7 protein-coding genes are annotated in these 13,208 nt (G+C 55.9%); 2 read left to right on the forward strand and 5 right to left on the reverse strand.

Features of this window, described 5'->3' with window-relative positions:
- Positions 1 to 62 precede the first annotated feature (62 nt).
- The gene (locus tag RDV48_13820; protein MDQ7823872.1) at positions 63 to 4,325 is read left to right on the forward strand and encodes a Type 1 glutamine amidotransferase-like domain-containing protein; all 4,263 of its coding nucleotides are present in this window, start codon (positions 63 to 65) and stop codon (positions 4,323 to 4,325) included.
- Positions 4,322 to 7,036 (forward strand): response regulator, encoded by a 2,715-nt coding sequence (locus RDV48_13825; GenBank protein MDQ7823873.1) that lies wholly within the window; start codon positions 4,322 to 4,324, stop codon positions 7,034 to 7,036. The genes RDV48_13820 and RDV48_13825 overlap by 4 nt, the downstream gene beginning before the upstream one ends.
- On the opposite strand, the gene RDV48_13830 is transcribed toward RDV48_13825, so the two are convergent.
- The 5 genes from RDV48_13830 to RDV48_13850 form a co-directional block, all read right to left on the reverse strand.
- Positions 7,003 to 9,174 carry a YfhO family protein gene (locus RDV48_13830; protein ID MDQ7823874.1) on the reverse strand — a complete coding sequence of 724 codons (2,172 nt, stop codon included), beginning with the start codon at positions 9,172 to 9,174 and terminating at the stop codon, positions 7,003 to 7,005. The genes RDV48_13825 and RDV48_13830 overlap by 34 nt on opposite strands.
- 119 nt (positions 9,175 to 9,293) lie before the next feature.
- Positions 9,294 to 10,652, reverse strand: a complete 1,359-nt coding sequence (locus RDV48_13835) for an FAD-dependent oxidoreductase (GenBank protein MDQ7823875.1) — start codon at positions 10,650 to 10,652, stop codon at positions 9,294 to 9,296.
- A 142-nt stretch (positions 10,653 to 10,794) separates the two neighbouring features.
- The gene (locus RDV48_13840; protein ID MDQ7823876.1) at positions 10,795 to 11,169 is read right to left on the reverse strand and encodes a DUF4143 domain-containing protein; all 375 of its coding nucleotides are present in this window, start codon (positions 11,167 to 11,169) and stop codon (positions 10,795 to 10,797) included.
- A 387-nt stretch (positions 11,170 to 11,556) separates the two neighbouring features.
- Positions 11,557 to 12,420: an SUMF1/EgtB/PvdO family nonheme iron enzyme gene (locus tag RDV48_13845; GenBank protein ID MDQ7823877.1), complete on the reverse strand. Its 864-nt coding sequence runs from the start codon at positions 12,418 to 12,420 to the stop codon at positions 11,557 to 11,559.
- The gene (locus tag RDV48_13850) at positions 12,330 to 12,854 is read right to left on the reverse strand and encodes a carboxypeptidase-like regulatory domain-containing protein (protein MDQ7823878.1); all 525 of its coding nucleotides are present in this window, start codon (positions 12,852 to 12,854) and stop codon (positions 12,330 to 12,332) included. The genes RDV48_13845 and RDV48_13850 overlap by 91 nt, the downstream gene beginning before the upstream one ends.
- Between the last annotated feature and the right edge of the window lie 354 nt (positions 12,855 to 13,208).

Raw genomic sequence — 13,208 nt, forward strand, 5'->3', positions numbered from 1 at the left:
AAGAAATGAAACTGGGTCCCAGAATCCTTTCTTCCATGGCTGAAAATATAGTAAGGAGCCTGATGAGCCAGCACGATACTCTTTCATATCTTGCGCAGTTTACTGAGCTTCTGGAAGTCATAGAGCCGGGCATATCACAGTTCTCGGTGCACCAGAAGGATACCCGTCTCGGCATCTCGTCATTCCTCAAGGAGTTTGTCCGCGAAAACGGCTATGACGAAAAGGAAAAGGTCACTATCGAGCACCTTCTTGAATTCCAGAGCTTTGTGGAGAGCCGCTATGATTTCTTTTTCCTGGCGGCGCCCTTCATTGAGCTCATAAGGAGGAGCATCTCCCGCGTGATAGATGCCTATACCGGCGAGGCCATATTTATCGGAGATCATCACCACATATACCAGCCCGACCGCTTTGACAAGGGCTTTGCAGACTTCATCCACGACAAGGTGAGCAGGGAATGCTATGAGAAAATGGCAAGACTCTACCGCTTTTATTCTGTCGATATCGGCCCCACCCTTGCGGAATGGCTCAGGTCCAGAAGGCCCGATATCTACCAGACCATGCTGAGAAGCCACAGAACAGAGCCCTTCATCGCCCAGTCATACACCCACCGCATCCTCCCCCTCATCAGGGAGGAAGAAGACCTCCTCGCCGAGGTTTTGGCAGGCCTTCTCTATCATGAGAGGACCTTCGGGTATCATCAGAAGGAGTATCCCAGGGGAATGTGGCTCCCCGAGTGCTGCATCAGCAGGCGGGTGGCGGCGGCAGTGGCGGCGGAAGGCATAGATTTTGTCATACTCCGCTCCGACCAGACCGCCTATTTTATCGAGCCGGGACAGGTGTACCACCTGGAGACAGGGGAGAGCACTCCGCCCCTGGTGGCATTCTTTTACCATTCCTTCAGCAGGGAGCTCTCCTTTGACAAGTGGACCACCGACAATCCCGCCCTCACCCTGGACCACTTTCTCTCAGGTGCCCAGAAGAACCGCTATTACCTCCTCGCCCATGACGGGGAGCTTGTCCATCACCGCTTTGAGCACTGCGGCGTAGACGTGACAGGCTTTTTCAGGGAGCTCCCCCTTGAGGCATACAGGAGAAGCAGCCCTTTTATAGTGATGATGTCACCGGCACAGTACCTCAGGTTCCTCAGGATGAGAGCCTCCCTGATGGGAGAGCCCCTTGAGCTCCCTTTCACGAGCCTCCCCGACTTCCCTACCTCATGGTCATGCGGAGGCTACGGCCTCAGGACATTCAAGGAGGAAAAGGGCACCGACATCGACAGCCTCCCCGAGAAAAGCGACAGCGACCTGCTCTCGCTCTATGCCGAGTTCCTGGTGCTGCGCGATCTCCAGCGCTCAGACTGCGATCCCGTCGATGAGGAAACCTGGAAGATAATGGTGAAGATGAAGAAGGAGACGCTCCTTGAGACCTACCCGGGAGGGGAGCTCTCGCCCTATGAGAAGCAGTCCATTCTGGACGATATCGCCAGGGGAGTCAACATCTGTTACGACAACAGGCGCTTCCTTGACATGAAGGTGGCGGGTGCGGGGAGATGGGCTTACGGCAGCCTTGACTCCGGCGATTCCCGCTACCAGACTTATCTCCACGGGGCGGCGACTCTTCTTGAAGAGCAGGTGCACCGCATTCTTTCTGAAAAGACCGGGGGGCTTTTCAGAGACAGGGCCCGGGCCAAAGCCTTTTTTCTGGCCACAGGCCTTGAAAGGCTCGAAAACCTGAAGGGCTCCCCTGAGGAGCGCCTCAGGTTTCTCCAGGAACAGCTCTCAAAGACCATTACCGCCCAGGAAGCCCTGTGCTTCAAATCAAAGGAGGAATTCTTCCAGGAACACCTTGTGAAACCAGGTGAGACAAAGGATTATGACTACCTCTTCGCCCTCCTCAAGCTCTGGTCGCTCGTGCGGGCGGCAAAAACCTCATGCGCCTACTTTTTTGACGATCTCAACAACCATGTAAGCGAAGACGCCGTGCTGCGGATCGCCGAGGTGGTCCACCAGCTTGAGGATGTCCACGGCGAGAGAGTCTCTCCCGAGGTCTTTGAAAGCCTCAGGCAGTGCAAAAGCCGCTTCCGGGCGTCCCGGGGCCAGGGCCCTGATGTGACGGCTTACGAGGTGGCAACGCGGCACCTCAACATCCTGAGGATACGGCACTACATCACAAAGTATGAAGAGATAAGCATTGAGGCATTCAATGACTACATTAAAAACAACCCTTACGGCCTCCCCCACCCCGAGGGGAGCAGCAGGGAATACTACCGTGCCTTTGTCGGCGACAGGCTCATAGGCTTCACTTCCTTTGACGGTGTCGAGCTTGTCCTCTCAAGGCTCTCGCGCGAGGTTTCCCGCACAGGGAAAGACTTGCAGATCACCGTGGAGAAGCGGGATCTTGAGAACGGGGAGATCATCAACAGGCTCCAGATGGAGGTGAAATACAGCCAGCTCATTGCCGAAAAGCCTTATGTGCCCTCGGCAGCAGATCCTGACCTCTATCTCTCCATCAAGCTTGACGACAGGGATGCGCCTGTCATCACCTTCTTCGTCATGAACAACGTGGTGCCGGCCCTCAGTGAGTACGGCCTCGACAGGGAGCGCGTGCAGACCATATACGTGAACAGGGACAGAATCTCATTCGACTACGCCGATATCCACACCAGGAGCCGCCGCAAGGGGCCCTCAAAATCCTGCGACGTCCTGTACCTGCGCCGGGGACTTGCCATTGAGCAGTTTGCCTCGTCAAAATACAACCTGAAGGCTATCGCGAAAGAGAAGCAGCTCCTCTCGGAAAAAATCAAGGCCGTCGAAGAGGTGAACCACCTCTGGATGGAAAAGCTCCCCGGCCACCTGGAGCACTTCATGCAGAGCCAGAGGGTCCGCCAGGTCGTGTACGGATACAACGGAAGCGCCGGCATCCTCAAGCAGATAGAGAAGTCACCGCAGGCCCTCCAGAAAATCCTTGAGGGCACCGTGAAAGAGATCAAGGAGCACTCACTGGACATAAACTGCGACCTCCTCAGGCACTTCGTGCTCCAGAGAGTGTTCCTCTCCCATGACTATCACATGGGCAATTACGAGATTGAGCAGAAAGTGAAGCACCGCCGCTCCATCACCATGGAGGAGGCCGCAGCCGAATACTGCGAAAGGGAGCACATCCCCTACGTGAAGGAAATGATTCATTTCAAGCTCTGGAAATACCGGAGCGAGGAAATCAAGCGGTACGGGGAGCTTACAAGGGATGAGGAGCGCTGCCGCCGCTATCTCCACCAGAACATGGTTCTCAAGTCCTCTGCCCAGGGTGAAGAGACCTTTACCCTCATCACCCACCCCATTGTCTATCTCCACGGGGCCGCAAACGAGGCGAACAACGAAACCTATTACCCCGACAACGAGGTGATTCCCAGGATAATCGAGAGCTCCCCCTCAAGGGAGGTCTCCCTTCTCTTTATCCCCGGGAGCGTGGCTTATGCCGACCAGCTGAGCTACCTGAAAAAAATCAGGCGCTACATGGGAGAGAAGTTCGGAATCAGCGACATCAGGGGCGCCCTCTTCGCCACGGGAGAAAAAGAGGAGATCCAGAGGATCAGGGACAGGGAAAAAGGGATCTTCACCATTCCCTCCCTCGATGACAGCACCATCCTGCGGTATTTCCCCGAGGAGCGCCACCGCCAGGTGTCATCGCGCCACCTGGACATCGATTTCACCCGGGACCTCGATGAGATGGCCCAGTATCTCTCCCACTGCGATATCATATTTATCGGAGGAGGAAACTCATTCATACTGGGGCAGAGGCTCATGAGCCTCGCGATGAAAGGGGGGGAGCTCCCGTTCAGGACCGCCCTGAAGAGATTCATAGTAAGGGGCGGCCTTCTCATGACGCTCAGCGCAGGGACAATGGTGGCGGGCAGCAGAATCATCTCCTACAAGGTGAAGAAAATGGAGCGCTCCCATGATATCGAGGGCCTTGCCATCGTCAATGCCGCCCTCCAGGTGCATTTTGAGGAATACGGCCTCCCCGAGCATCTTCACGAGATCAGGGCTGCCCATCCCGGCCTGCCGGCCATCGGCATTGACACCTTCACGGCCCTCATCGATTTTGCCACATTGAAAGTGGTCACCCGGGACCCCTCGGTGGTGAAGAACTCCTGGGATCTCGACGAGACGGCGAAGAGAGACCTCGTCTCGGAGCGCCTTGTGGTCATGGGCTCAAAAACGCTGCAGATGAGAACAGACAGGACCGGCCTTTACCTTGACGGGCAGCCCGTTCCCGCCCTGAAGGGCCTGCTCTGCTGCCTTGAGAAAGAGCTGGTGGCACCATGAACATGGCACCATTGAAAATGCTCGTTGTCGAGGATGAGAGGATCGTTGCCAGGGACATCTGCCTGATGCTCGAGAACCTGGGATATCTCATATGCGGCATGAGCTATACCGGTGCAGATGCCATTAAAAAGGCCAGGGAAACAAAACCTGACATCATTCTGATGGACATCATGCTTGAAGGAGATATTGACGGCATAGAAACAGCCTCACGCATAAGGGAAGAGAGCGATGTGCCCATCATCTTCATCACTGCCTATTCTGACAATACCACGCTGGGCCGCATCAAGCTCACGGACCCCTCGGGATACATCCTCAAGCCCGTGGAGAGCCGGCAGCTGAAATTCACCATCGACAGCGTTCACAGCAAGGGCATTGCACTCATGAAGCTCAAGACCAATGAGCAATGGCTCGCCTCGACCTTGATGAGCGTTGCCGATGCCGTCTTCACCGCAGCCCCCGACGGCTCCGTCTCGTTCCTGAACCCCCTGGCCGAGCAGCTTTCCGGCTGGAGGCGGGAAGAAGCGCTGGGGCATCCTCTCTCCCGGGTGTGCCGCGTAGTAAAGCGCACTGTTGCCGGAGAAGAAGATACCATCATAGAAAATACCCTCTCCCTGGGCTCGCCTATGGCTTTCCCGGACGATACCTTCACCATCTCAAAGGAAGGTGCCGCCTTGCCTGTTGAAGGCTCTGCGGGGCCAATCAGGGACAAAAAAGGTGATATCATCGGGATAGTCGTCACGCTGCGAGACATCTCGGAGAGGCTCAGGATCGAGAAAGCCCTGAGGGAAAGCGAAGCGCTTTTCAGGGATCTCGCCGAGTCAAGTCCCACATCGATTCATATCTTCCAGGGCAACAGGCTGACTTACGTGAACCCTTCTTTCCTGGCACTGACCGGCTATTCAAATGGGGAGATTGCAGCCCTTGACCCCTGGCAGATAGTGCATCCCGATTCCATAGACATACTCAGGACCTACTGGACAGCGCGCATAAACAACGAGTATGCCCCTCCCCGCTACGAGGTGAAAATTGTCACCCGCACGGGTGAGGAGCGCTGGGTAGAGATGTGCCCTCTGAGGATAGAATACATGAACCAGCCTGCAGTACTGGTTTCCTCCTTCGACATAACCGAGAGAAAGCTCTACATCGAGGAGCTGAGCCGGGCCAAGGAGGAGGCCGAGCAGGCCAACAGCGCCAAGAGCCAGTTCCTGGCCACGATGAGCCATGAATTAAGGACCCCTATCAACGGCATCCTGGGAATGACCGATCTTCTGCTGGACACGGGCCTCAGCAATGAGCAGAAAGAGCTCATAGAGACAATAAAGAGCTGCACCTCGTCACTCCTCTCCGTCATTGTGGATATCCTGGACTTCTCCACCATCGAAACGGGGAGGCTCAGGCTCCAGTTCGACAATTTTGGCACCCATGAGCTCTTCAGCGCCCTCAGGAAGAAATTCCTTCCCTCCGCCTCTGCAAGGAAACTGGACCTGGAATTCACTACAGGCCGGGACGTGCCGTCCATTCTTTACGGTGATAAGATGCGCCTGCTGCAGATACTGGAAAACCTCGTGGAGAATGCCTTGAAGTTCACCGAAAAAGGAACTGTCTCCCTTCTCTGCGAGAGGCACGAATCGCTGGAGCACGCCGTTATACTCAGGTTTTCAGTAAAAGATACAGGGATCGGCATACCGGCTGACAAGATCACCCGCCTTTTCAGGTCATTCTCGCAGCTTGATTCATCGACGACAAGAAAATACGGCGGCTCGGGCCTGGGTCTTGCGCTCTCCAGAAAGCTCACCGAGATGATGGGAGGCACCATCGGCGTCGAGAGCCAGGTCGGCGCAGGATCAACTTTCTGGTTCACCGTGATGCTGGGAACACCTCCCGCTGAGAGGGATGAGTCCCGGAAAAGAGGGAGCGCCGATTCCCCGGGAGAGAGCAGCGGCCCCCTCAGTATTCTCCTTGCAGAGGATGACCTGACAAGCCAGGATCTTGTCAAGCATTACCTCGAAAAGAAGGGCCATTCAGTCACCATTGCGCAAGACGGGAAAAAGGCGCTTGAGACCACAGAAAACACGGCCTTTGATGCAATTCTGCTGGACATCAACCTCCCTGAGCTCGATGGCTGTAAAGTGGCGGAGCTCATCAGGGAAAGGGAAAAGTCAACAGGAGGCCATGTGCCTCTCATTGCCCTCACGGCCCATGTGATGAGCGACACAGTGGAAAGCGCCATAACACCCTTCATGGATGCTGTCGTCTCTAAAATGGCACATCCGCAGCAGGCATTGAAGGTAATAGAGGAGTTGACGTCTTCACTTTCGCACTCATTGGAGCCCCATCCACCTGAAAAAGATTCAGGAGAAGCCCTCTTTGACCGCCCTGCACTCCTTGAGCGCATTGAAGGTGATGAAGGGCTTCTCAAGGAGCTCATCTCGTTGTTTCTCAGTGATTCAGAGGTCCAGATGGAAAAGCTGAGGGCCCATGTGAAGAACGGCAGCTTTCCCGATGTAGAGAGAAGCAGCCACACGCTGAAAGGAGCCGCTGCGAATATGTGCGCCGAGAGCCTGAGGGGCCTTCTTCAGGAACTTGAAACAGCTGCCCATGACGGGAGCCTCGAGAGGGTCCGGCAGTGCGCCCTGAGCCTTGATTCAGCCTATGAAAGCCTCAAGACAGCGATGAACTATGAGCTTCGCTTCATCAACCCTGCAAAGTAATCTGCCCCTGCAAGGCCTGCTGCAAGAATGAGCGAAACAAGCGTTATCATAGCCCCTTTTTTCAGCGACTCCGGCGCATAGCGGAATTTCACTCTCCGCTCACCGGGATACACCGGGACGGCGCGGAAAATATAATCCGCCCTCACCACGGGGCGGGACTGGCCGTCAACGGCCGCCTTCCACCCGGGATAAAAAATCTCCCCCAGGAAAAGCCATGAGGGCCTCTCGACGGAAATCTCCACTTCAATGACATCAGGTGAAAAACTGGTTATCTCGGCAGAACCGGGCGGCGCGGCATCGTTTGTCACTGCAGGCGGCTCGCCGCCATGGGCAGCTCTATCCGGGCCGTCCTGGAGCACGATCACCTTCGTGGGATCGAGGGCACCACTCCTGAGGCCCTCAAGGAGGGACTCGCTCTTTTCCTCAAAGAGAGCATGAGACACGAGAAAAGCCCTGGGATATGAAGAGGTGAGCTTCTCCCCGTCAAGGGAAACCCTCCCTTTCTCCACCGTGGCGCGGAAAGCCCGGGAGGTGCCAAGAAGGCGGATCATGGGCGTGTCAAGATTCCTGAGGCCGAATACATTCCCTTTAGCCGTGAGCCTTCCGCAGACTTCCATGCCGGGAAGCTTTCCATAATCGCTGTAAATGAGGTACTCAACATACCGCGTGAGGCAGAATGAGCTGTAGCCCACTATATTTGAGACGCCTTCGATAAAAGGATAATTGATGGTCTCCTTGAGCTCATAGGGAGGATAATAGTGGACTCTCACTGGAGGGCTCTTCCAGGAAATCCCTGAGAACGAGGCTGCAAGCTCACGGAACCGGGCCTCGGTGATGGTGGGATTCCAGGTAAGGCCGAAGGAACAGCAGGATATGACCACTGCCACAAACATGGCAAGCTGGTTTTTCTCATGGGGGATTACCCTGAAGCGCGAAAAAATGATCAGCACCAGGGCGGCGCATCCCATCAGGAGATGGACGGTCATGCCCTTTGTGATGCCATAAGGGGACTGGACGATCAGCAGGGTGGAAAGCGCAGCGAAAAAGAGCACCGGCAGCGCAATGCTCCCCGCCAGGCTCTTCCTGCCTCCCGCCGGAGCCTCACGGGAGCGGGAGGGGAGGTATTCCAGCGCCACTGCCACCATATAGGAGAGAAAAAGAAGCAAAAGCACGAGATACCGCATTGGCAGGCGGAAGGAAGAAAAAATGGGGAGCCGGTAAAGGAGGCCGTAAAAAGGCAGATATTTCCCCAGGGCCAGGAAGAGCCCGGTGATGGCCATGACCAGGAAAGCCCGAAAGCGCCCCTTCTCTGCTGCGGGCAGGGTGAAGAGGGCCGCCATGGCGGCCATTACGGGGAAAATACCGACATAGAAGCAGAGCTCCCAGTAAAAATAGTCTCCCCTGAAGGGCGGTCCCACAAGGGGATGGCCCTGGTAATCAGGGACAAACCACAGGGCGAGATCCCTCAGGCGGAGCGAATGGGCTGTCGCCTCGGCCATGCTGATCGATGAGCTCCTGGTGGTCTCATGGAGATATTCATAAGTGGGAAAAAGCTGGATGGCAGGGAGCGAGACGGCTACGATGACTGCAGGTATGAGAAGCAGGGTAAGCCTTGCGAGCGTTGTTCTCTTCTCCCTGCTCAGATAGATCCAGCAGAAGAGTGCCACGGCCAGGCAAATGGTCATCTGCGGCGAGCCGGCGAGAAGATGGATGCCCGTAAAGGCTCCCAGCAATAGTGCCGAGGTGAGATTGGCCCGCTCGAGAAAGCGCTGGGCGAGGAGGAGGCCCGGGGGGATCAGGCAGTAGGCAGCAAAAATCTGTATATGAATGACATTGAGGACGGGAAAGCCTCCCAGCGAGAAGAGCACTGCCCCCCCGAGGGCGGAAGGCGGAGAAAAGCCTGTCTTTCTCAGGAACAGGAAGAAACAGATCGCTGCCAACAGAAAGTGGCAGGTCACGAAATAGACAATACCCCTCCCCGGAGGTACAAAGAAAAAAATCCATTCGGGGGGGTAGAAGAGGGCCGACTCCATGGCCCCGCAGAATGGCTGCCCCGAGAACATGTAAGGGTTCCATAAAAAAAGCTGGTGCGCTTTTCCCATCTCGTACTGGTAATTCCTCGCGGCGTAGCTCCACATCTGGATATCGTCCAGGTAAAAAATCTTCCCGGTAAAAAGGGGATCAAAAAGAAAAAGCAGGACGATGAAGACCAGCAGGATGAGCCAGGGACCATTGGACCGGGGATCAAGAAGGGATTTTATGGGAGATCATCCTTTCCGCAAGGTTCAAGAATCGCTCCCTCCTCTGCGAGCTCCCGCCGTACCTCACCGGCGTCAAGCTCACGGGGGGAGCACTTTCTTCTGAGCGCCAGAGCACATGCCGCACCAGCCGCATGGCCCGTCGCCATGGCAGTGGCCTGGACCCTCCCTGACGCATGAGCCTCGAAGGAGGCGGAAAAGCATTTTCCCACGACGAGCAGGTTGGCCGCTCCCGCGGGAAGAAGGCAGCGGTAAGGGACGCCGTAAAATCCCCGCCCCCCCAGGCTCACGGTCTCAATGCCCGAAGCGCCCGGCAGGTGAATGTCCACGGGAAATCCCCCCAGGGCCACTTCGTCAGGGAATCTCGCTCCCTTCACGACATCCTCGCCGGTGAGCACATAGTCTCCCCTGATTCTCCTCACTTCGCGAAGCCCCAGTGAAGGCGCCACGGCGGAGATCACCGAGGATTCAAAGCCCGGCACGGAGGATCTCAGGAACCGGAATATCTGGAAGACCTGCTCCCTGGCAGCCCTGTATGCCCCCGCTGCAGCGGCATTATCCAGGGGATCATAGCCGAGTACCCGCGTGGAGTTGATGCTCACCTCGTCGCTGTTGAGAGTCTGGTAGAAAAGAAGCCTGTCGCGCGGTACGGGAAGGGCAGCCTCGCGCCAGAGGGTGAAAAAGCCCGATACGCCCAGGGCCGGTGTTTTTCTCACATGGCTGAAAAGGGTCTCCCCGTGGAACTCATCGTGGTGTGACTCCATATACGAGCAGACTTTCCCGAGATCGATGGAGCGGACGGAAAAAATGAGCGTCGCGGGCATCACGGGCCCCGCTCTCCCCCTTTCAAAGGGGCAGCCTGCCCTGGCGGCCAGGGCGCCTTCGCCGGAGGCGTCTATATAGAGAGGGGCTCTTGCCTCGCCATGGCCGCCCGATGAAAAAAAAGTCACCGCTTCAATGCGTTGAGAAGATACTTTCGCCCCGGTGAAGGAGGTCTCAAGAAGGAGGGTGACTCCTGCCTCATCAAGCATTTCCTGAAGGAGAAGGCCGAGGGAGTCGGGATCGAAGGGAGTCACCGAGTGCGCCACGCCTATAGTATCGAGGATATGGCCGCATGTCCCGCCCCGCTCCTTCAGCCTGTCTATGATCTCCTGGGGAATCCCTCCGACAATCCTCTCCCCTTCCCTTCCGTGAAAGGTGAGCATGGAGTGAACTCTGGCAGCGACGGCCACACCGCCGGGGCTCGTATTCTTTTCCAGCAGGAGCACGCGGGCTCCCCGGCGCGCCGCGGCAAGGGCTGCCACGCCGCCGGCAAGGCCGCCGCCGACGATTACGACATCTGCTTCAAGGGTGCTCACCTGGAGAGGGCTCCTTCCCTGGAGGGATTCATTTTCAGTGAATTCCTTGCGGCGGGGAGAAATCCCTTTTGAGGGGGGCTGGACGACTCTCATCGCGCCGTTATCAGACAAACCCCTTTCCGTTATCCATCCTGGCAGGTGCCTATGAAAGCAATTGCCTCGCGGGGATTGCCCAGAGCCGATCACTCAATGCCATGGCTGAGTCGCCGTTATAACAGAGGATCGCAGCCCTGCAGAGAGGAGTCCCTTCAAGAAAAGCTTTAAGGTCTGAAAAATCACGGTTATGCCATCTCGCCGCGGATTTTATTTCTATGGCGAAAATGGAGCCCCCTGATTCAATGACAAGGTCGACCTCGTGACGCCCCTGGACATTCCAGAAATAAAAGCGGGCACCCGGGAGATGGGATTCCACTGTGGCGATGATATTCTGCATGCAGTAGCTCTCAAAAAGCGCACCCTTAAGAGGTTCGGGAGAAGAAGTACCTGAGAGGCTCACGCCGGAGAGGTAATCTGTCATAATATAACATATTATGGCGGCATTTTGACATATTGTCAAATTAAACCATGACAGGCACCGGGTCTATGGGTGAGGAACTCCTGAAGCGGGCCGTCATCGAAGGTGCCGGTGAGGCTGTCGAATTTCAGCGTGAATATCTTTGCCATCATGGGTATGACGTTTCTCCTATGTGCTGTACTGTGTATAACTTGATAAAACTGCGCTCATGCAATGGCAGGGAAGGCTTCATGGGCCGCCGAACGCACCCTGTCCCACGGCATCTCACCTGCTCACTGCTCCGCTCCCGGCAGGATGCTGCGGGGCGGGGGCCCTTTCGGGCGTGCCCTCCACCGCCACACCTGCCTCACTTTTAACCCGCAAAGAGTAAAAGCGTAAAAGTGCAAAGGGTTATTTGGTCCTCACAAGACGAAAGCCGATGCCATAGTATCGGTCCTCCGGGTCGTCGCTGAACCAGCTCGAAGACTGGCAGGCGTCGGAAAGACTACTGAAGCACCCGCCGCTAACGTCACGGAAACCGCCATCAACCTCATTGGACCATTCCCACACATTGCCGCTCATGTCATAGAGCCCCCAGAGGTTGGGTATCTTCAGCCCTACGTTTTTGGTACCATTGGGTGAATTATTCCCGCTATACCAGCAGTAATCAGTGCCGGCCCTGCAGGAATATTCCCATTCGCTCCGGTTTGTCGTGCCGGCGTTATTGCACAGCCTGTAGCCTTTCGGGCCCGCCGCATTGGTACTGATTGTAGGAGTTTCAAACCCGGCGGCCGTCACGGTATAATACGGGGTCACCCCTTCCAGGGAGCTGCGGTAGTTGCAGTAAAGCACCGCTATATACCAGGAGACCTGCTCGGCGGGCAGCAATTCGGATCCGGTGAAAAAGTTGGTATGGCCGCTGATATTATAGTAATTGGCCGAAGGCGTATTGAGGAATGCCATGAAGCCGCCGCCGGGTGAGGTCACGCTGAGGGTCGGGAAGGTATAGCCCGGCGAGTTGAAATTGATAGAATACTGGGTGCCCGGCGTGAGGCCGTAGAAGATTATCTTCTCGTTACTATAAGACGATGTGGCGTTCCAGTCTATCGTGGGAGGCGTGCCGTCGGTGAAGTAGCCTATCTTCACTCCCGCCGAGGGGGTGATGGAGGTCGTGACGCCTGCCGTTATCGCTGTCCTGGCAGGGATGTCGGCCTGCACGATGAGGTAATCCTTGGAAGGGTCATAGGGATTGTCGGGCCTGCGAGCTGGGTCCACTGCAAGGTCTGCACCACCGTGCGGTCCAATCCTGCCGTGTCACCCGTCACCGAGAGATCGTTCACCTCTGAGGTGATATAGTCAGCACTGGTGAACCTTATGGTGTAGGTCCCCGAAGCCATGCCAGTGAAGCGGTAAGTGCCGTCAGCGCCTTTCGTGGCAGTGCTTACCGTCACGGTCTCTTTTGGATTCCTCATGAAATCCTCGATGAAGTTCCCGCCTTTTGTCTGAAGGAGAGTGCACGTGGTGCCCTGCACTGGACTGTTGCTGATGGTGTCGTGGAGCGTGCCTGAGACAGAGTAGGTCTGCGAGGCGCTCCCGCCTCCGCCGCCCCAGAAGGCCGACCCTGAGTCACCTCCCCCGCTGCAGCCACTTATCCCCAAAAGTCCAATAAGGATGGCATGCAGCAAAAAGAGCTGAAAAGCCCCTCTCATAAGGCACCTCTATAAAATGCCGACGTAGATTCTATGATAGGATAAGGAGTTGAGTCGGTGGGGAAACAGTTTGTAGAAACAGGGTGGATATTTCTAGCAGGACATTCCTTTTATAAGGATTCTTCTACAAGATTTCACCACACCACCGAAAAAATCTTTCTTAAAAAACCAGTGATTACGCCATTTATACGGGTAAGGCACCACCAGGGGCATGCACAAGCGGTGCATTGGCAGGCCAATCACCTGCATATATCACATAACAGGACCTCCTTATTCCTGTTATTATATTTTAGCGTGAAACCAACAAATTACCTATATTTCTCATATGCTCATTAGTCCGCTTATGGGTGCACT

This window comes from Candidatus Eremiobacterota bacterium, from assembly GCA_031082125.1.
Lineage (GTDB): Bacteria > Vulcanimicrobiota > CADAWZ01 > CADAWZ01 > Ess09-12 > Ess09-12.

What these genes read in the sequence shown, in the direction of transcription:
- RDV48_13840 (MDQ7823876.1), bottom strand. Translation starts at nt 11,169, where the DNA reads ATGACAGATTACCTCTCCGGCGTGAGCCTCTCAGGTACTTCTTCTCCC.
- RDV48_13830 (MDQ7823874.1), bottom strand. Translation starts at nt 9,174, where the DNA reads ATGTGGAGCTACGCCGCGAGGAATTACCAGTACGAGATGGGAAAAGCG.
- RDV48_13850 (MDQ7823878.1), bottom strand. Translation starts at nt 12,854, where the DNA reads ATGAGAGGGGCTTTTCAGCTCTTTTTGCTGCATGCCATCCTTATTGGA.
- RDV48_13825 (MDQ7823873.1), top strand. Translation starts at nt 4,322, where the DNA reads ATGAACATGGCACCATTGAAAATGCTCGTTGTCGAGGATGAGAGGATC.
- RDV48_13820 (MDQ7823872.1), top strand. Translation starts at nt 63, where the DNA reads ATGAGCCAGCACGATACTCTTTCATATCTTGCGCAGTTTACTGAGCTT.